The sequence below is a fragment of the Buchnera aphidicola (Eriosoma lanigerum) genome (assembly GCF_964059125.1).
Lineage (GTDB): Bacteria > Pseudomonadota > Gammaproteobacteria > Enterobacterales > Enterobacteriaceae > Buchnera_D > Buchnera_D aphidicola_C.
Genome location: NZ_OZ060395.1, coordinates 465486 through 488711 on the forward strand (window position 1 = coordinate 465486; position 23226 = coordinate 488711).

A 23226-nucleotide genomic window follows, 5' to 3' on the forward strand; every position below is an offset into this window, starting at 1 on the left:
AAAATATGTCATTTAAGAATAATTTAAATAACAATGAATATTGTACTAGATTAAAAAAATTAAATAGTATTAAAAAACAAGGCTTTATATTTCCAAATAATTTTAAACCAAATTATAATTCTAATGAAATTTATCTAAAATATAATTTTATGACAAAAGAAGAACTAAAAAAAATTAATATAACATTTAAAATAGCAGGTAGGATACTTCAAAAAAGAATTATTGGTAAAGCAACTTTTATAAATTTAAAAGATCAAAATCAAATTATTCAAATTTATATTAAAGAACATAATTTAATAAATCTTAATAAATATAAAACTAAAATAAAAGAACTAGATTTAGGTGATATATTAGGTGTAGAAGGAACAATATTTAAAACCAATACTGGAGAATTATCAATTAATTGTAAACAAATCCAATTACTTACAAAAGCAATTCGTTCGTTACCAAGTAAATTTCATGGTTTAACTAATCAGGAATTACGTTATCGTTTACGTTATATTGATTTAATTATAAATCCATGTACCAAACAAATTTTTCAAACTAGATCTACAATAATTATGATTATTAGACAATTTATGAATAAAAATCAATTTTTAGAAGTAGAAACTCCCATTATTCAATCTATTCCAGGAGGAGCTACAGCACGTCCTTTCATTACTTTTCATAATACACTAGATAAAAATATGTATTTAAGAATAGCTCCTGAATTATATCTCAAACGTTTAATTATTGGAGGATTTCAAAAAATATTTGAAATTAATAAAAATTTTAGAAACGAAGGTATATCTTCAAAACATAATCCAGAATTTACTATGATGGAAATATATATTGCTTATGCAGATTATAAAGATATGATGAAACTAATTAAAAAATTATTAATTACTATAAATAAGAAAATCAACAATAATAAAAAAATACAATACCAAGAACATATATTTGATTTATCTAAAGAGTATGAAGAACTAACTATGCAAGAAGCAATTTTAAAATATGTTCCTGATATTAAATTGTCTGACTTAAATAATATAAAAAAAATTAATAACATTCTTAACACATTAAATATTAAATATGAAAAACATTGGGGGATTGGAAAATTAACTAGTATAATTTTTGAAAAATGTGTAGAAAAAAAACTAATACAACCTACATTCATTACTGAATATCCAATAGAAATATCACCTTTATCAAAACGAAATGATCTAAATAATAATGTAGCAGAAAGATTTGAATTCTTTATAGGTGGATATGAAATTGCTAATGGATTTTCTGAACTTAATGATTCTGAAGATCAAAAAGAACGATTTAAAGAACAAATCAAACAACAAAAATTAGGAGACGATGAAGCAATGTTTTATGATGAAGAATATATTTGTGCATTAGAACATGGGTTACCTCCTAGTGCAGGATTAGGAATTGGAATTGATCGATTAATTATGATTTTTACTAATCAAACTAGTATTAGAGATGTAATTTTATTTCCTACAATGAAAATAAAAGAAAAAAAATAAATATTAAAAAATATTAATTAATTATATAACAGTATATTTTATTTATTTTAAATATAATAAGTACAATTTTAAATTATACACATGTAAGGTATATTTTTATAAAAATAAATGATAGAGATAAATATGAATCATACCAATAATAAAAAAGATCAATTTGATAAAAATACTCTAATCAAATTAATTAATAAATATAATACTCCGTTATGGATATATGATAAAAACATCATTCAAAAACAAATTATCCAATTACAACAATTTAATAGAATTCGATTTGCTCAAAAATCATGTTCTAATATTAATATATTAAAAATAATGAAAGAACATAAAATTCATGTTGATGCTGTTTCTCAAGGAGAAATAGAACGTGCTTTAACTGCAGGATTTACACCAAAAGAAATCATATTTACTGCAGATTTATTTGACTATCAAACGTTATTAAGAATTATTGAATTAAATATTACCGTTAATATTGGATCTATTGATATGCTACATCAAATAGGAAAACTATCTCCTCAACATGCTATATGGTTAAGAGTAAATCCAAAATTTGGACATGGACATCATGAAAAAACAAATACAGGAGGAGAAAATAGTAAACATGGTATATGGAATATATTAGAAGCAATTGATATAATTAATAAATATAAACTAAAACTTATAGGAATACACATCCATATTGGATCTGGAGTGAATAATGAATATTTAGAAAAAGTATGTAATGCTATGGTTAATACAATATATTCTTTAAAAAAAGATATACAATGGATATCAGCAGGAGGAGGATTACCTATTCCTTATAGACTAGAAGAAAAAAATATTAACATAAAAAATTATTTTAATTTATGGAATATAGCTAGAATAAAAATAGAAAAATTTTTAGGACATTCAATTAAATTAGAAATCGAACCAGGAAGATTTTTAGTAGCAGAATCTGGAATCTTAGTATCTGAAATCAGAGCTATTAAAACTATGGGAAAGAAACATTATACTCTAGTTAATGCAGGATTTAATGATTTAATAAGACCAACGATGTATGGAAGTTACCATTATATATCTGTTATTCATAAAAACGATCCAAATACTTACTCAAATCAACAAGTAGAAACTATTATAGGAGGACCATTATGTGAATCCGGTGATATTTTTACGCAAAATAGTAATAATATTTTAACAACCAGATTACTTCCAAAAACAAAAATAGGTGATTATATTATTTTTCATGATACAGGAGCTTATGGTGCATCAATGTCTTCAAATTATAATAGTCGTCCATTAATTCCTGAAATTATATTAGAAAATGGAATACCAAAATTAATTAGAAGAAGACAAACATATCAAGAAATGATGCAATTAGAATTAATTTAAAATAAGATATTAATCTTGTAAAATACAGATACATAATATAAAAATTGTATCTTATATATATTATTGATATAATTATATAAAAATAACAAATTCATATATTTATATATATAATTATTAATAATGATATAATATTTCTCATTACTATATATAATATAAATTATAACTTACAAATATTCTAACAATTAAAATCAATACTATATACATAAATGAATAAATATTCTATATTACTTCCTAATTTTAATCCTATCGCTTATTCTTGCGAAATGTTTTCTATCCATTGGTATGGATTACTATATCTTATAGGATTTTATTTTTCTATTTGGTATGGAAAAAACTTTGCAAAAAAAACTAAACAAAAATGGTTAAAAAAAGAAATAATTAATATAACATATATTAGTTTTGTTAGTATTATTATAGGAGGAAGATTAGGATATATTATTTTTTATAACTTTCCATATTATTCTAAAAATATACTATCATGTTTTAAAATTTGGGAAGGAGGAATGTCTTTCCATGGAGGATTAATCGGAATAATTGTTATGATTCTAATATATTCTAAAAAAAACAAAAAAAAATTTTTAGAAATTACAGATTTTATCGTACCATTAGTTCCTTTTAGTTTAGGATTAGGTAGATTAGGTAATTTAATTAATGGAGAATTATGGGGTAAAATATCTATTAATTATCCAATTTATATATTATTTCCAGCTGCTAAAAAAATAGATTTTGCAGCATCACAACAAAATATACAATTAAAATTAATATTTGATAAATTTGGAAATTTACCCAGACATCCTTCACAAATCTATGAATTTATTTTTGAAGGATTATTATTATTTATCTTATTTCATTATCTCAAATATACTAATCAAAAAACAGGAATTATATCAGGATTATTTCTAATCTGTTATGCAATTATTCGAATAATACTTGAATTATTTCGTGAACCTGATATAAATATTGGATATTTTCTCAACTGTATTACTATGGGACAAATATTATCTATTCCTATGCTAATTATTGGAATAACAATTCTAATATATGCTAAAATAAAATAAATTATTTCAATATAATATGAAACAATATCTAAAATTATTACAAACTATTATTAAAACTGGAAAAAAAAAACAAGATCGAACTAAAATAGGTACATTATCTATTTTCGGTTATCATTTAAAATTTAATTTACAACATGGATTCCCTCTCGTCACTACTAAAAAATGTCATATACCATCTATTATTCATGAGTTATTATGGTTTCTTAAAGGAGATACAAACATAAAATACCTTAATGATAATCATGTTTCAATTTGGAATCCATGGGCTAATAAATTAGGAGAATTAGGACCTATTTATGGAAAACAATGGAGAAATTGGACCACACCTAATGGAGATACAATTGATCAAATACAATTAGCTATAGAAAAAATAAAATATCAACCTAATTCCAGAAGAATTATTGTTACTAGCTGGAACGTGGGAGAACTAGATCAAATGCATTTACCACCTTGTCATGTTTTATTTCAATTTTATGTTATCGATAACACATTAAGTTGTCAAGTATATCAAAGATCATGTGATACATTTCTGGGGTTACCATTTAATATTGCTAGCTATGCTTTACTGGTTCATATGATAGCACAACAATGTAAATTAACAGTTGGAGAACTATTATGGACAGGAGGAGATGTTCATTTATATCAAAACCATTTATGTGCAGCTAATATACAACTAAAAAGAAAGCCCAAACCATTACCAACATTAATATTAAATGGTCATCCAAAATCATTATTTAAATATAAAATCACAAATTTTAATATAATCAATTATTATCCCGATCCAAGTATAAAAACAAGTATAGCTATTTAGAACATATTTTTTTTTTTTTTCATTATATAATATATATATTCAAATATTATAAAATTAATATTTATAAAACAATACTAACTTAATTTATATATAAATATACAGTGAGCATATAATCATGCATAAAAAAATGTTTATTAAAACATGGGGATGTCAAATGAATGAATATGACTCTTCTATAATTCTTGATACATTAAAAAAAAAACAATATATTATTACTACCATTCCAGAAGAAGCAGATATATTAATATTAAATACTTGTTCTATTCGAGAAAAAGCTCAAGAAAAACTCTTTCATCAATTAGGTAGATGGAAAAAATTAAAAAAATTAAATCCTAATATAATAATAGCTGTAGGAGGATGTGTTGCTACACAAGAAGGGAAAGAAATCTATAAAAGAGCAAATTATATTGATATAATATTTGGAACTCAAACATTACATAGATTACCTAATATGATAAAAATGGCAAAAAAGTTAAAAAAACTAATAATTGATATTTCTTTTCCTGAATTTGAAAAATTTAGTTCCAGTCCTATTTTATTACAAAAAAAACCAACTGCATTAATTTCTATTATGGAGGGTTGCAACAAATTTTGTTCATTTTGTATAGTACCTTATACTAGAGGTATAGAAATTAGTCGTCCTCTAGAAGATATTTTATATGAAATAGCCATGTTGTCTGATCAAGGCATTAAAGAAGTAAATTTATTAGGACAAAATGTCAATGCCTATTTAGGAAAAGGATTAGATGGAAAATTATATAAATTTTCAGAACTATTGCAAATAATTGCAGAAATTGATGGAATTGAAAGAATTAGATTTACCACCAGCAATCCTATTGAATTTACAGATGATATCATCAATGCATATTATTATACTCCTAAAATAGTTAATTTCTTACATTTACCAGTACAAAGTGGATCCGATAAAATTTTAAAATTAATGAAAAGATCACATACAATATCAGAATACAAAAATATAATAAATAAATTAACTTCAGTAAGAAAAAATATTCAAATTAGTTCTGATTTTATTGTTGGTTTTCCTGGAGAAACAGAAAAAGATTTTGAACAAACATTAGAATTAGTTAAAGATATTAATTTTGATATGAGTTTTAGTTTTATATACTCTAAAAGACCAGGTACTCCAGCATCAGAATTAATGGATACTGTAAAATTAGAAGAAAAAAAAGAACGACTGTATATTTTACAAAAACAAATTAATAAACAAACAATAAACTGGAGTAAAAAAATGTTAGGAACTAAACAATTAGTTTTAGTTGAACAAGTTTCTAAAAACAATCCTCAAGAACTCTGTGGAAAAACTGAAAATAATAGAATAGTTACGTTTCAAGGTCCAAAAAAATTAATAGGTAACTTTATAAATATTAGCATTACTAAAACTAATTCTTATTCATTACATGGAACTATTGTATTATCTTAAAAATATTTATTATCATTTCATCTTCAATGACAAAATGTATTTTAGTAAATAAAAAATAAATTCTATTATTTTTTTATGTAATTAAAGATATAAGAATTCAAATAAATATATAACATTAATGTTAATAAATAAAAAAGAAATTTTCCTAACATAGCAATTATAATAAAAATACAATATATTTTCTATAATCTAAAATTAGTATACAATTTAAAATAAATAACACAAAAATTATTGTATTAATTAAATTATATATAATTACTTATAATTATTTTTTAAGAAAAAACAGAAATTTACTGAATATTTTAAAAAAACTATAGCTAATATAAAATTTTACTAAAATATATTACAAAAATTTTCACCAAATAAAATAAATTTTATTTTTATGAATAAATTAAAATTAAATCTACAATTGGCTTGTACAAATTCCAGTTATATACCAAAAAAAATATATATAAAAAGATGGTTGTCCATTATTTTATATAATTTAAAAATTAAAACTGAAATTACTGTACGTATTGTCAATAAAACTGAAATCAAATTTCTTAATTATACATATCGAAACAAAAATAAAGTTACTAATATTTTATCATTCCCTTATCAAATTTTAAATTTTATGCACACATACTTAATTGGAGAATTAGTCTTGTGTAGTCAAAAAATTCAAGAAGAATCTATTAAACAAAAAAAAAATATAAATGCTCATTGGGCACATATGATCATACATGGAACTCTACATTTAATAGGTCATGATCATATTAATAAAACTGATCAAATGAATATGGAATCATTAGAAATTAATTATTTAAAAAATCTTGGTTTTTCTAATCCATATATCAAATATTAATATTTATTTTAAAATTATTTTAAATTAAAATATTTCACTATAATCATCAAGTTAACTAGCATAAAATATATAATGAAAATATGAGTGATGACTATTCAGAACAAACTAAAAAGATAAACAAAAAAAATTTTTTTTCTAATTTTCTTCATCAACTTCGACAAGAAGAACCTAAAAATTGTGAAGAACTACTTTTACTTATAAAACAATCCAAAAAAAATGAACTTATTGATCATGATACTAGTGACATGTTAGAAGGAGTTATTAATATTACCAAAAAAAGAGTACGAGACATTATGATACCAAGAACACAAATGATCACTCTAAAATTAAATTATGATCTTAATACATGTATTAATACAATTATTCAATCAGCTCATTCTAGATATCCTGTTATGAGTAATGATAATAACCATGTAGAGGGTTTTCTAATAGTAAAAGACTTATTACCCTTTATTCAACAAAAAACAAATACATTTTCTATTAAAAAAATATTAAGAAATTCTGTTGTAGTACCTGAAAGTAAATATGTCAATAGAATGTTAAAAGAATTTCGATCAAAACATTATCATATGGCAATAGTTATAGATGAATTTGGAGCAATTTCAGGATTAGTAACTATTGAAGATATATTAGAACTAATTGTAGGAGATATAGAGGATGAATATGATACTAATGAAGTATTAAATGTACATCAAATTAACAAATATTCTTTTGCTATTCCAGCATTAACTGAAATTAAAGAATTTAATGAAATGTTTAACACAAATTTTAATGATCAAGAAGTAGATACTATTGGCGGATTGGTAATGACTAAACTAGGTCGTTTACCAACTAAAGGAGAATCCATTAACATTCAAGGATATATCTTTAAAATATCTATTGTTGATAATAGAAAAATAATACAAATCCATGTTACTATTCCTACTAATAACATAAAGAAAAAAGAATAATGTATAATATGATCGTAAAATACTTAAACAACTTATTTGTAACAAATAAAATACATACAAAACATAAATAATATAAAATACATATATAAAATTAAATTAACAAAAAATTCTATATTATAAAACGATATTAATTGTTATTTATTATTTAAAAATTATATTATTATTGTTACAGTTGATTTTCAAAAATAATCAATTATATTCATAAAAAATAAAAAAAATAAATAATACATATATATATTAATCAACTATTAATTATAAAATTAAATATTTTAAATATTTATCATGATTTACAATATATCTCAAATCATTCTTAATAATAATTAAATTAATATTTGTATATTACGTATACAATACAATAAAAATGAGTAACTATTACAATTTAAATTAAAAATATTATTAATAAATAATAGATTTAATTTGAATTATATTTAATTTATACATATAAATTTCTATTTATATTCAAACTATATTCTAATATAATATTTATTATTCAACTTATATTATTATAAAAATATTGCATATTATAAGTACTAAAATAGTATATTGTATTAATGATAATTACGATAAACATAGTCATGGTATACATATACCTAATAAAGTTTTAAATTAATTATAACTAAAATATACATTAAAATAATAACATATAAATCAATTATACTTACATAAAAAAATATTAATAATTTTGTTGCAATATATTCAATAATAACAATTATTATAAAACAAAACAAAAAAATATTAATATACAAAATTTATATAATTTAAATAAAGATTAATAACAATGAAAGAAACTTATCATCCAGAACAAATAGAAAAAATAATCCAAAAATATTGGAAAGAAAACAATACTTTTGTAGTAACAGAAAACAAAAAAAAAGAAAAATTTTATTGTTTATCTATGCTTCCTTACCCATCTGGTAATCTACATATGGGACATGTTAGAAACTATACAATTGGAGATGTTATTTCTAGATATCAACGTATGCTGGGGAAAAATGTACTACAACCAATCGGATGGGATGCTTTTGGTTTACCAGCTGAAGAAGCAGCTATTCAAAATCAAATTGAACCTGAAAAATGGACTAAAAAAAATATTCAATTTATGAAAAAACAACTATTATCATTAGGTTTTAGTTATGATTGGAGTAGAGAAATTAATACTTCTAAACCAGAATATTATCGTTGGGAACAATGGCTATTTACAAGATTATATAAAAAAAATTTAGCATATAAAAAATTTGCTTTAGTGAACTGGTGTCCAAAAGATCAAACGGTATTAGCAAACGAACAAGTAATAGAAAAAAAATGTTGGAGATGCAATTCTATTGTAACTCAAAAAAAAATTAATCAATGGTTTTTAAAAATAACTAATTATGCTGAAGAATTATTAAATCATTTAGATCAACTATCTGGATGGCCTAATAAAGTAAAACAAATGCAAAAAAATTGGATAGGAAAATCAGAAATTATAGAAATCACTGTAAATCTATATAATTCTAACAATAAAAAAATACAAGTTTATACTAATAGATTAGATACATTAATGGGAGCTACATATATAGCAATTTCTCCTTTTCATAAATTATCTACAGAACTAAAACATAATAATTCAAAAATTAATAATTTCATTCATAATTCATGTTCTAATATTGATTATTTAAATAATCCAATTGAATTTAACACAAGAGGAATAAATACTGAAAAATTTGCAATACATCCATTTACTAATGAAACAATCCCTATTTGGATTGCAAATTTTGTTTTAAATCAACATAAAGAAACAGCTATCATTTGTACACCTGCACACAATAAAAATGAATGGACATTTGCTATACATCATAAATTGTTAATTAAACCAGTTATTTTAAATATGTTAAAGAAAGAAAAATCAGATTTTCAAAACAAACCTACTATATATCCAGGATTGCTATACAATTCCCAAAAGTATAACAATTTAACAAGTCAACAAGCATATGTAGAAATTTTTAAAGAATTAAATAATAAAAAAATAGGAAAAAAAAAAATAATTTTTCAAATTAAAGATTGGGGAATATCAAGACAAAGATATTGGGGAACACCTATACCTATTGCTACTACCCAAGATGGTATTATCCATACCATACCTGATCATGAACTTCCTGTAATACTACCTAAAATTAATTACAATTATAAAATTGAAAATCGATTATTACCAAAAGAAATTTCTATATGGGAAAAAATATCGATTGAAAATAATGAAGCATGTAGAGAAATAGATACTTTTGATACATTTATTGAATCTTCATGGTACTATGCCCGTTATACTTCTCCTAATTATCAAGAAGGTATGATTGATCCAATTGCTTCAAAATATTGGTTACCAGTAGATCAATATATTGGAGGAATAGAACATGCTACCATGCATTTAATATATTTTAGATTCTATCACAAACTGCTACGTGACTTTGGACTAATACATTGTGATGAACCAGTAAAAAATTTATTATGTCAAGGTATGGTACTATCTGATGCTTTTTATTATTTAGATGAAAATAATAACACAGTATGGATATCATCTAAATTATTAAAAATAAAAAAAAATAATAGAGGAGATATCATTTATATTCATAACTATCATGGAAAAAAAATTGTTCATGCCGGAATGATGAAAATGTCAAAATCAAAAAAAAATGGAATTGAACCAGAAGTGATAATTAAAAAATATGGTGCAGATACTTTACGTTTATTCATCATGTTTGCTGCACCTATAGATATGTCTTTAGAATGGAAAGAATCTGGAATTACTGGAATTCATAAATTTTTAACAAAATTATGGAAACTAACTTATATCTATATTAATCAAAAACATGAATATACTAATTTAAATTGGATACAATTAAATAATTCTCAACAAAATCTATATATAAAAATAAACGAAACCATTACAAAAGTAACAGATGATATTGATAGAAGAAAAATTTTTAATACTGCAATTGCTGCTATTATGAAACTCGTTAATAAATTACATCAATTTCCATTAAATAATGCACAAGACAAAAATCTTATGTACTACGCTTTAACAAATATAATAAAAATGTTATATCCATTTACACCACATATATGTTTTTTTATGTGGGAAAAAATAACAAAAAAAAACAATATAGATTATGCTACCTGGCCAGTTGCCGATAATTCAAATATAAAAAAAATAAACTATAACATAGTATTACAAATTAACGGTAAAAAAAGACATATTATTCAAGTTGATGATGAAAACTTATCAAAACAAAAGATTATATTAATAGCATTACAAGAACCAAAAATTAAAAAACATATTCAAAATAATAATATAGAAAAAATTATTTATGTTAAAAATAAATTATTAAACCTAGTTCTATTTAATTAATACAAAAATATATAAAAAATAATTTAAATATATTTATTAAAATAATTATTTTCAATTTAAAGTTTATAGCTATAATAAATAAAATATATTTATATAATTTCATCAACATAAATTAATTGTAAAAACAGTGAATACATTCTATGACAATCTAATTAATAATTTAAAAAATCAATTATTATCTGTATATATATTACAAGGTAAAGAAATAATTTTATGTCAAGAAAGCGAAAAAATAATTTGTATATACGCACAAAAACAAGGATATAGTAATAAAAAATATTTTTATCCTATTAATGAACTAGAATGGAAACATATATTTTTAATTTATCAAATGCAAAATATATTTCTTAAAAAGATTATTTTAATCATTACTATATTTATTAATGATGTTAAAAACGATAATTATAAATATATAATAATTTTATTAAAAAGAATAAATAAAAATATTATATTAATAATAAAATGCTATGAAAATTATTTTTTTAAAAAAAATAAAATATTTCTTCATCACACGTATATGTTAGGAACAATCGTAAATTGTGTTATCAATAATAAAATTGAATTTATACTCTGGTTTGAAAGAAAAATCAATGATTTAAAAATAATAATGAATAAAAAAACAAAAAAACTATTATATCAATATTATGAAAATAATCTATTTTCATTATCAAAAATATTAGAGGTAATATCTTTAATTTACTTTAATTCTATAATTAAAATAGAAAATATTCGTAATATTATTACTGATGAAGGATTGTTTACCGCTTACCAATGGGCACAATCAGTATTAAATGGAAACGGTATACAAGCAATTAGAATATTAAATTTATTACATAAAAATAATTATGAACCATTGATACTCATTCGAGTACTACAAAAAATATTAATTAAAATTATTTATCAATCTCATAATATTAGAACAGAACAAAAAAAAATTACAAAAATAAATAATAATAATCAAATTTTAGAAAATTATAATAAAAAAAAATACATTCATTTAATTTACAAAATTATTAAAATATTAACTTTTTTAGAAATTAAAATTAAAACAAATAAAAAATGTTCCATATGGATTCAATTAAAAACATTATCATTAATACTAACTAAATATCATACATAAAAAAAAATACTTATAATATATTTTATATATATATAAATAAAAAAATTATTTATTAAAAATATTTCAATATTATTAATAACAATTATAAATTAAAATTAAATAAAATTTAATTTTACTAAACTTATATTAATGTATTAAATTAATCATAGTGATTTATATTTTATATATAATTATTGAACACTCTATGTAAAAAAATGTAAATACTTTTTATTTATAAAAAAAACACACATGATAAAAATATAATTAATAATTTTTAACTTATAAATGAATTATAATAACATGTAAGTTTTATATTAATTTGAATACCATAATAAATTTTAAAACATATTATAATATAAAAAAAAATATATATCTTTTTTTTTAATACAAATTAATAAAAAATTTAATATTTTATATTTAACTTAAATCAAAATTATATATACTAATATACAATATTTAATTCTAACCATTTTATAAACAAGTAAATTTACTATTTAAATCAATATATATTAAATAACTATTTATAAAATACAATTATACAATACCAATACTACAATGAAAAATAAAATACATCATGTTAAAATAAATCTGGAAGGATTAATTTGTCCAGATCCTATAATATTTATAAGAAGAAAATTAAGAAAAATGAATAAAGAAGATATCCTATTAGTAATAACTGATGATCCAACAACTAAACGAGATGTTCCTATTTTTTGTCATTTTATTGGACATAAATTATTAAATAAAAATATCAAAACGAAACCATATGAATATTTAATTAAAAAATGTTAATACTAATCTATTTAGTATTCATAAATATTTTGATATTCATTTTCATATTGTTAATAAATAGTTATCAACTATACAACATGTTTTAATTATATATTTAAATATATTAAAAAAAATTAAAATTAATATTTTTACAATAATCAATAAATAAAAATATTTTATTAGTAAATATGAATAAAAATATTTTATTACACAAAAAAAAACAATCTATAAAAAAATTTATAATTTTATTATTAAATCAATATAAATTAAGAATAAATATATTAATACGTTAATCTAATAATAATCTTAAAGTTCTCCTTAATGGTTCAGCAGCTCCCCATAATAATTGATCTCCTACACTAAAAACAGAAATATACTTAGAACCAATAGACATTTTTTTAATTCTTCCAACAGGAATATTTAAAGTACCTGAAACTGCAACCGGACTCAGTTTTTGAATCGTTTCTTCATAATCATTAGGAATAACAGTTACCCATTCATTACTATCTTTCAATATTGATTCGATATCAAATATTGATATATCTTTATTTAATTTTATAGTAAAAGATTGACTATGACATCTCATTGATCCTATACGAACACATATCCCATCGATCGGAATTACATTATTTTTTGTATAACCTAAAATTTTATTAGCTTCAACTTGACCTTTCCATTCCTCTCTAGTTTGTCCATTATTCATTTTTTTATCAATCCAAGGAATTAAATTAGTAGCTAGTGGAACAGAAAAATTAAGAGTAGGAAAAAGACTAGAATTAACTGTATTTAATACATTACGATCAATATCTAAAATTGAAATTAATGGATTTGTTAAATCTTTCGAAACTGAATTGTATACTATTCCCATCTGAGATAGTAATTCAATCATATGACTAGATCCACTTCCAGAAGCTGCTTGATATGTAGATACTGAAATCCATTCAATTAATTTATGTTGAAATAATCCTCCCAATGCCATTAACATTAAACTAACTGTACAATTACCTCCAACAAATGTTTTAATATTATTTTGTATAGCATAATCTATCATTTTATAATTAATAGGATCTAAAACAATGACTGCATTAGATTGCATTCGTAATATTGAAGCAGCATCAATCCAATATCCAGACCAAGATAAACTTCTTAATTTAAAATATATATCATTAGTATATTGTGTTCCTTGACAAGTAATAATAATATCCAGATCCATTAATAAATTAATATCATAAGCATTCTTCAATGTACCATAAGATATATTATTAATTGTTGGAGCTACATTTCCTATGTTAGAAGTAGAAAAAAAAGTAAGATTAATATTATTCAAATCATGTTCTTGAATCATTCTCATTAATAAAACAGAACCTACCATTCCTCTCCAACCAACAAATCCAACTGATCTATTCATGCTAAATACTAACCACCTTAATATATGTTATTATATAAATGTTATATTTACAACCTAAAAAATACAGATGTACTGAACTATAATTTAATCTATACTTAAAAAAAGTATATATATAAAAATAATTACAATTAAAATTATAATTAATTTAATAATTTTTTATAAAAATTAATATAGTGCTATATTTATGATTGTTTTAAATTAAATCATCTAATTACATATTAATAAATATCTATAATTGAATATACTAATAACAACCATAAAATATTAATTTAAAAAAAAATATTTATTTCAAATAAATAAATATTGTGCTATGTATATTACTTTTACATATTTTATATAATAAATTTAAATAATACTATACAATAACTATAGTAATTTCATTTAAAAACAATAAATAAATATTCATACCAACTAATGTATAATACCATATTTAAAATTATTTTAAACATGTATCTATTAATTATTAATTTCTACTTTAAAAATATTATTTTTATCATAGTTAACAATATATTTTAATTATTTTTAAATTAAAAAAAATGTTTTAATAAATTATAGTAACATTACTAAAAACAAAATTTTATAAAAAATACATATAGATATTATCTAATTATAATTACTAATATCTTTCAGGAAAAAATAATGAATGAAATAATTTCTACTACTATACTACTGACTTTTATTATGGATCCAATAGGTAATCTTCCTATCTTTATGTCACTTTTAAAAAATATTGAACCTAAAAGAAGACAATTATTATTGTTAAGAGAAATGATTATAGCTTTATTAATTATGTTACTATTTTTATTTGGAGGTGAAAAAATATTATTATTACTTAATTTAAGAACAGAAACTGTATCCATATCTGGAGGAATTATTTTATTTTTAATTGCAATAAAAATGATTTTTCCATCAGAAGAAAATATAAGAACAAATAAAACAATCATTAACAATGAACCATTTTTAGTACCATTGGCTATTCCTTTAGTAGCTGGTCCTTCTTCATTAGCTACATTGATTTTATTATCTCATCAACATCCTACTCAACTACTATATTTATCATCATCTCTTTTTATAGCATGGATTATTACGGTAACAATATTATTGTCATCTAGTTTTTTTTTACGAATATTTGGATCTAAAGGAATCGATACTTTAGAGAGACTTATGGGTTTAATTTTAATTATGTTATCTACACAAATGTTTTTAGAAGGAATTAGAACTTGGTTTAAAAATTAATGTGTTATTTCTATTGTATATATAAAAAAATTCATTTTTATAATAAGAAGTAAAAAAAATCTATGTATAATATAGGAGTATATATTTATAATTATTTAAAAAAATTAATTTTATATATTTAATATAATACATAAAAATAGAATATCATATGAAATCTTGTAAAAAAAAATCTTATATATTTCAAAAATAGAATGTATAAATATATGAAAAATATCTTATATAATTTAAACTAATATTTAAAGGTAAAACACCATGCCAATTACAAGTATATCTGAACTCGATCTTTATAATAAAACAGTATTAATAAGAGCCGATTTAAATGTACCAATGAACAACGGAACTATTACTTCCTATACAAGAATTATAGCAACTCTACCAACTATTAAATATGCACTCCAAAAAAAAGCAAAAGTAATAATTATGTCTCACTTAGGTAGACCTAAGGAAGGTGTTATCAATAATAAGTTTTCTCTATATCCAATTTTTCAATATTTAAAAAAAATATTACCGAACAATAAAATACAATTTTCAAATACATATTTAAATAATAAAAAAATAGAATTTGATGAAATACTAGTACTCGAAAATGTTAGATTTAATATAGGAGAAAAAAAAGATAGTCATACTCTTGCTAAAAAATATGCATCTTTATGTGATATTTTTGTAATGGATGCTTTCGGTTCATCTCATAGAAAACAAGCTTCTACTCATAATGTGATTAAATATGCTAAACAATCTTGTGCTGGTTTATTATTAATAAATGAAATAAATAATTTAACTAAATATTTAACCAACCCAATTCGTCCTATGATTGCTATCATAGGAGGATCAAAAGTATCAACCAAATTTGATATTTTAAATTCACTTTCTAATTTATCTGATACTGTAATTGTTGGAGGAGGAATAGCAAATACATTTATTGCTATTGATCATAATGTAGGAAAATCCTTACATGAACCAGAATTCATTACATTAGCTAAATCATTACGAGATAAAAAAAATATTTTAATTCCTATTGATTCACATGTCATCGATTATAATAATAATACATCTTCTATAAAAAAAATATCAGACATACACCAAAATGAAGAAATTATGGATATTGGAACAGAAAGTATTAAAAATATAACTCATGTTATAAATAAAGCAAAAACTATTTTATGGAATGGACCCGTAGGAGTTTTTGAAATTTCTAAATTTAGAACAGGAACTGAAAAAATAGCAACAACTATAGCTAATAGTACAGCTTTTTCTATAGCTGGAGGTGGAGATACTTTAGCTGTAATAGATATGTTTAATATAAAAGATCAAATTTCTTATATTTCTACAGGAGGAGGAGCTTTTCTAGAATTTATTGAAGGAAAAAAATTACCTACAATTGCTATGTTAGAAACACATAAAAACTAATAAAATTTTTTTTTTATATATACAAATTATATATATAATACTTAAAAAATTATCAGATTTACTAAAATAGGAAGATCATGTCTGAATATATTAATTATTTTAAACCTGGTGTATTATCAGCTAATGAAGCACAAAAATTGTTTCAATTAGCAAAAAAAAAATGTTTTGCTTTACCAGCAGTAAATTGTATAGGAAATGATTCCATCAATACAGTCTTAGAAACAGCTGCATTAATGAAATCTGCTGTAATAATTCAATTTTCTTATGGAGGATCTGCTTTCATAGCTGGATCAAATATTACAAAACAAAATCAACAAGAACTAGCTATATTAGGATCAATTTCTGGAGCACAACATGTACATTTATTAGCAAAATATTATAATGTACCTGTTATACTTCATACCGATCATTGTCATAAAAATATTTTACCTTGGATAGATAGCTTAATAGAAGAAGGAGAACGTTTTTTTAAAAAATATGGAAAACCATTATTTACTTCTCATATGATTGATTTATCTAAAGAAAAATTAAAAGACAACATTAATATTTGTAGTCAATATTTAACAAAGATGAAAAATATAAACATGATGTTAGAAATAGAACTAGGATGTACAGGAGGAGAAGAAGATGGTGTTGATAATAGTACTCTAAATATTCAATCTTTATATACAAAACCAGAAGAAGTAAACTATGCATATGAACAATTAAATCCAATTAGTTCAAATTTTACTATAGCTGCTTCTTTTGGAAATGTACATGGAGTATATAAATTAGGAAATGTACATTTAACTCCTTCAATTTTAAAAAAATCACAACAATTTGTTCAAAATAAACATAATTTATCTTGTTCTAAACCTTTAAATTTTGTATTCCATGGTGGTTCTGGATCATTAAATAGTGAAATTCAACAATCAATTGACTATGGAATAGTAAAAATGAATTTAGATACTGATATGCAATGGGCTACTTGGGAAGGAGTTCTAAATTTTTATAAAAAAAACAAAAACTATCTACATAGTCAACTAGGAAATCCTCATGGAATACATGCTCCAAACAAAAAATATTATGATCCAAGAAATTGGATCCATGCAGCTAAACATTCTATGTCAATTAGATTACAAAATTCTTTTGAAATATTAAGATCTAAATATATCTTTGCTACATAATAATTCAAGTAAATCATAATTTTTTATTTAAAAATAAAATACAATTAATAGAATTTATATTCTTATTTAAATATGAAACATTAATATAAATTAATATTATAGACATATAAAACATGTACTATTTTTACTATAGATATAGTATTATAAAAATAAAAATAAAAATATTAGTAATGATACATTATATATACAAAAAAACTTTATATATTACAAAATAAATTTTAATATACAATAAAAAATTATAATTAAAATCCATTATTTTCTATAAAAATTTTATTTTGTAATTATATATATAACAATATATTTTAATAATAATAATATATTAATAATATGAATTATAATATCATATTATAATTCATATTATAAAAAATAATATTAATTAATAAAAAAACCATAAAAATATAACAACAATACTGTTAACTATTAGGAACAAAAATGGAAGATTTAAATGTCGTGAATGATATTAATCATGCTGGGAATTGGATTATTCGAAATCAAGAACTATTATTAAGTTATTTAATTAATTTAACATCTGCTATCGTTATTTTAATTGTTGGAATGTTTATAGCACGAATAATATCTAATGGCGTGAATAAAATATTAATTACTAGACATATAGATGCTACTATTTCTGGATTTTTATCTACTTTAGTCAGATATATTATTATTACATTCACATTAATTGCTTCATTAGGTAGAATTGGAGTACAAACTACATCTGTAATTGCAATATTAGGTGCAGCAGGAATGGCTATTGGATTAGCATTACAGGGTTCTTTGTCTAATTTTGCTGCAGGTGTGTTATTAGTAGCTCTTAGACCTTTTAGAACTGGAGAATACGTAGATTTAGGTACAGTTTCTGGAACAGTACTGAATGTTCATATTTTTTATACTACTCTACGTACTTTAGATGGTAAACTTGTGGTAGTTCCAAATGGAAAAATTATTTCTGGAAATATTATTAATTACTCTCGTGAGCCAGTACGAAGAAATGAATTTATCATTAGTGTAAGCTATGACTCTGATATTGATTTAGTTATAAAAGTACTAAAAAATGTTATAGAATCAGAAAAAAGAGTATTAAAAGAATTAGGAGTTATTATTGGACTAAGTGAATTAGCACCTTCTTCTTTAAATTTTATAGTTCGATGTTGGAGTAATACTGATGATTTAAATATAGTATATTGGGATTTAATGGTAAAATTTAAAAAAGCTTTAGATATTAATAACATTAATATTCCATATCCAAAAATGGATGTATATCTACATCACAATAATACATAATCATGTTCATAAAAGGTGACTAATATATAAATATATATATATATATCGTTATTTATATATAATAAATAAAAATTTATCATTAATATATTAGTCATGATATATGTAATTAATTACATATACATTCATTATTTATGAATACATAAATAATACTATTTGTACTTATTTTACTAACAATTATTAAAAATAAAAAAATGTTAATCATATATCAATCTAATAATTTTGAAACATTATTAAAACAAGCATGCCAAATTATAAAAAACAAACCATTATCAAATCCAATGAAAAATGAATTATTCATAGTTAACAATACAACAATAGAACAATGGATAAAAATTTTTATTGCTAAATATATAGGTATATACGCTAACATTAAATTTGATCAATGTGAAAATTTTATATGGAAAATTTTTACTTATATACTACCAAAATACACAAATCAATATAGTTTTACACATTTACATATATTATGGAAAATATTATCTATACCTAAACTGAACAATTATTTAATGAATCATAACAGTAATACAAAAAACGAAAAGTTTCAATTTGCGTTTACAATGTCTAAAATTTTTAATCAGTATTTAATATATCGACCAGAATGGATCGAATTATGGGATAATAATACTAATATTCCGAACTTATCTAAAGAACAAAAATGGCAAAAAAAACTATGGAGATCCATCTTATACTATTCAAAAAAAAATAATCAAAATATACATCATTTCTCTAATATAAAAAAAAAATTATACAAAAAATTACAAATAATACAAGTATTATAAAACAAATCTTACCTATTAGAATATTTATTTTTAATACCATTTATATTCCTAATACTTATATTGAAATACTCAATCATATTAGTAAAATATGTAAAATATATATATTAAACATAAAAAATACTATATCTACTAATAAGTCTATATTAAACATATCAAAAAATCATCATCCATTATTATCATATAGTCAAAATATTATATTAAATCATATTCAATACTTATATTCTTTTCAACATAAAAATAAAACCATATTTTCAAAAATTCAAGGAAATAATTTATTACAAAAAATACAAAAAAAAATTTTATTTTATTCAACAAACATAAATATCAAACAAAAACAATGCAATAATAAATATGGTGAAATTTTTTATTCTACAGATAATTCTATTAGTATACATATATGTAATTCAATACGACAAGAAATAGAAATATTACACTATAATTTACTAAATATATTTCATAAAAATAATACAATTAATCCTAAAGATATCATTGTATTATCGACAAATATTAGTATATATATACCATTTATTCGATCTGTTTTTAATTCTGTACCAAAAAAATATTTTATACCATTTTCTATATCTAATTCATCAACTATAATCAATAATTCAATACTACAGATATTGAATAAATTATTTAATATAATAAATATTGAATGTAACCAAGAAGAAATTTTGTCACTCTTATCATTTCCAATTTTATTAGAACGATTTAATATTAATGAAATTGAATTTAAGATTCTAAAACAATGGATCCAAAAAGCAAATATTAAATTAGGAATCAATAAACAACATTTATATGAATTATTTAATATTAAAACTAATTATAATAATTGGAATTTTGGAATTAACAATATGTTATTATCATATTCTGTTAATGAAAATAATTTTATTTGGAATAATAACGTATCTTATAATGAATTTCATCATGAACATGCTGAACTAATAGCAAAAATACAAGAATTTATCATATTATTAAATAAATGGAAAAAAATATTTTTATATTCTAATAATCTTATAATATGGAAAACAAAATTCAAAAAAATGATAAAAGATTTTTTTTCAACAAAATATTTACATCATGAATTTATATTATTTTTACAAGATACTTGGAATAAGATCATCAATGATGGTATCAAATCAAAATTTAAAAAAAAAATCAATATAAAAATATTAAAAAATATATTTCTAAAACAAGTTCAAAAAAGAAACTATCACTCTAATTTATGTATAGGTTCAATTAATTTTTGTAATATTGATACATTAGAAAATATTTCTTTTAAAATGATATATTTACTAGGAATAAACGAAAATATATACCCTAGAAAAACAAACGAAAAATTTTTCAATTTAATTACACATAAATTAAAAATAGGAGATATTAATTATAGAATGTATGATTTTCATATGTTTTATAATTGTTTATTTAATGCAAAACAATATTTTTATATTAGTTATATTAATAACCATAGTAGCGATAGTAATACAATTAATTCATCCATAGTAATCGAAATTCTACAAAAATATATAATCAACAATTTTAAAATAATGACACATGATATAAATTTAATACAATCTGAAACAACAATAGAAAACCAAAAAAAAATAATTAATCATTTATATCATTTTCATCCTATAACTATATATAATAAAAATAATAAATTATTTTGTTGTAAAAATTATAAAAAACTAGATCATGATGTCATAATAGAAAAAAAATATAACCAAATTAACAATATTAATAATAATTCCTGTAATAATATATATACTACAATTAATGTACAAGATTTAATTAAATTTTGGAAACATCCTATACGTTTTTTCTTTAATCATACATTAAAAGTAAAAATACCTTATCTTCAAAAAAACGAATCTGAATTAAACTATTTTTACATTAATCCAATTCACATTTATCAAATGAAATCAGAAATATTAGATTCTTTGATTTATAAAAAAAATATTAATTATTTACATATATTATATAGTCAATCAGGAATATTACCATACGGAAATTTTGGAAAACATATTTGGGAACAAATGATAATAGAAATGCATGATTTATATAAAAAAATATATCTATTACGAGATAAACCTAATAGAAAAAAAATATGTATAACAATTAATTCATATCAATTACAAAATTATCAATTATCAGAAATACATAAAATAGGATTAATACGATGGAAACCTAATATCATTTATATTCCAGATATAATATCTCTTTGGATTGAACATTTAATATATTGTTATTTACAAGGAAATGGGATGAGCTATGTTTTAGGAACAAAAAACAGTTGTTCATTTTCTACAGTATCAGTTCAAACTGCAAAAAAATACTTAAATATGTATATTACAGGCTATATAAAAGGAATATCTCAACCTTTACTATTAACTAAATCAGGAATAACATGGTTGTTATCTCAATATAATAATAATAATAATATTATATTTAATAATAATCTAGATTATCAAAAAAGTAATAAACAATTTTTTAACATATGGAATGGAAATACTATCAATGATGGAGAAAAGCAAGACTTTTATATTAATAAAATCATACCTAATTTAGATCAATCCATATTTCTAAAATTATGTAATACAGCAAAAAAATGGTTTTTACCAATTTTACATTATTATAAAAAAAATAATTTACAATAAAAATATAATTAATGAAAAATATATTATTAATATTTACTATTTTACATTAATTAATCAAAT

17 protein-coding genes and 1 pseudogene are annotated in these 23226 nt (G+C 21.0%); 16 read left to right on the forward strand and 2 right to left on the reverse strand.

The window, feature by feature from the left end; all coding sequences use genetic code 11:
* Positions 1-5 precede the first annotated feature (5 nt).
* From lysS to tusA, 10 genes are all read left to right on the forward strand, one after another.
* Complete coding sequence (gene lysS / locus AB4W75_RS01935; RefSeq protein ID WP_367679290.1) at positions 6-1511, forward strand: lysine--tRNA ligase; 1506 nt, start codon at positions 6-8, stop codon at positions 1509-1511.
* A 123-nt stretch (positions 1512-1634) separates the two neighbouring features.
* A complete protein-coding gene (gene lysA, locus AB4W75_RS01940) occupies positions 1635-2876 on the forward strand; it encodes a diaminopimelate decarboxylase (protein WP_367679291.1) in 1242 nt (413 codons plus the stop codon).
* 206 nt (positions 2877-3082) lie between these two features.
* Positions 3083-3934, forward strand: coding sequence for a prolipoprotein diacylglyceryl transferase (gene lgt, locus AB4W75_RS01945; protein WP_367679292.1), 852 nt, complete (start codon positions 3083-3085; stop codon positions 3932-3934).
* A 16-nt stretch (positions 3935-3950) separates the two neighbouring features.
* Positions 3951-4745 carry a thymidylate synthase gene (gene thyA, locus AB4W75_RS01950; protein WP_367679293.1) on the forward strand — a complete coding sequence of 265 codons (795 nt, stop codon included), beginning with the start codon at positions 3951-3953 and terminating at the stop codon, positions 4743-4745.
* Positions 4746-4860: 115 nt separating this feature from the next.
* Positions 4861-6186, forward strand: coding sequence for a tRNA (N6-isopentenyl adenosine(37)-C2)-methylthiotransferase MiaB (miaB, locus tag AB4W75_RS01955; RefSeq protein WP_367679294.1), 1326 nt, complete (start codon positions 4861-4863; stop codon positions 6184-6186).
* Between the two features lie 382 nt (positions 6187-6568).
* Positions 6569-7030 carry an rRNA maturation RNase YbeY gene (ybeY, locus tag AB4W75_RS01960; RefSeq protein WP_367679295.1) on the forward strand — a complete coding sequence of 154 codons (462 nt, stop codon included), beginning with the start codon at positions 6569-6571 and terminating at the stop codon, positions 7028-7030.
* Between the two features lie 80 nt (positions 7031-7110).
* Positions 7111-7980: a CNNM family magnesium/cobalt transport protein CorC gene (gene corC / locus AB4W75_RS01965; protein WP_367679296.1), complete on the forward strand. Its 870-nt coding sequence runs from the start codon at positions 7111-7113 to the stop codon at positions 7978-7980.
* Positions 7981-8758: 778 nt separating this feature from the next.
* Entirely contained in the window at positions 8759-11362 is a 2604-nt protein-coding gene (gene leuS, locus AB4W75_RS01970; protein WP_367679297.1) for a leucine--tRNA ligase, read from the forward strand.
* 127 nt (positions 11363-11489) lie between these two features.
* Entirely contained in the window at positions 11490-12482 is a 993-nt protein-coding gene (locus AB4W75_RS01975; protein WP_367679298.1) for a hypothetical protein, read from the forward strand.
* A gap of 534 nt (positions 12483-13016) precedes the next feature.
* Positions 13017-13253, forward strand: coding sequence for a sulfurtransferase TusA (tusA, locus tag AB4W75_RS01980; RefSeq protein ID WP_367679299.1), 237 nt, complete (start codon positions 13017-13019; stop codon positions 13251-13253).
* A gap of 268 nt (positions 13254-13521) precedes the next feature.
* On the opposite strand, the gene asd is transcribed toward tusA, so the two are convergent.
* Entirely contained in the window at positions 13522-14640 is a 1119-nt protein-coding gene (gene asd / locus AB4W75_RS01985; protein WP_367679300.1) for an aspartate-semialdehyde dehydrogenase, read from the reverse strand.
* 639 nt (positions 14641-15279) lie between these two features.
* On the opposite strand from asd, the gene AB4W75_RS01990 reads away from it, so the two are divergent.
* From AB4W75_RS01990 to AB4W75_RS02010, 5 genes and pseudogenes are all read left to right on the forward strand, one after another.
* Positions 15280-15876, forward strand: coding sequence for a YhgN family NAAT transporter (locus AB4W75_RS01990; protein WP_367679301.1), 597 nt, complete (start codon positions 15280-15282; stop codon positions 15874-15876).
* Positions 15877-16128: 252 nt separating this feature from the next.
* A complete protein-coding gene (locus AB4W75_RS01995) occupies positions 16129-17283 on the forward strand; it encodes a phosphoglycerate kinase (RefSeq protein WP_367679302.1) in 1155 nt (384 codons plus the stop codon).
* Positions 17284-17360: 77 nt separating this feature from the next.
* Positions 17361-18449, forward strand: a complete 1089-nt coding sequence (gene fbaA / locus AB4W75_RS02000; protein WP_367679303.1) for a class II fructose-bisphosphate aldolase — start codon at positions 17361-17363, stop codon at positions 18447-18449.
* A gap of 432 nt (positions 18450-18881) precedes the next feature.
* The gene (gene mscS / locus AB4W75_RS02005) at positions 18882-19730 is read left to right on the forward strand and encodes a small-conductance mechanosensitive channel MscS (protein ID WP_367679304.1); all 849 of its coding nucleotides are present in this window, start codon (positions 18882-18884) and stop codon (positions 19728-19730) included.
* Between the two features lie 191 nt (positions 19731-19921).
* Positions 19922-20754, forward strand: a pseudogene (locus AB4W75_RS02010) (exodeoxyribonuclease V subunit gamma); the annotation flags it as partial.
* Between the two features lie 209 nt (positions 20755-20963).
* Here the strand turns inward: AB4W75_RS02010 and AB4W75_RS02015 are convergent.
* Entirely contained in the window at positions 20964-21113 is a 150-nt protein-coding gene (locus AB4W75_RS02015; protein ID WP_367679686.1) for a hypothetical protein, read from the reverse strand.
* A gap of 70 nt (positions 21114-21183) precedes the next feature.
* Here AB4W75_RS02015 and AB4W75_RS02020 point away from each other — a divergent pair, with 70 nt between their 5' ends.
* Positions 21184-23166: a hypothetical protein gene (locus AB4W75_RS02020; RefSeq protein ID WP_367679679.1), complete on the forward strand. Its 1983-nt coding sequence runs from the start codon at positions 21184-21186 to the stop codon at positions 23164-23166.
* The last annotated feature ends 60 nt before the right edge of the window (positions 23167-23226 follow it).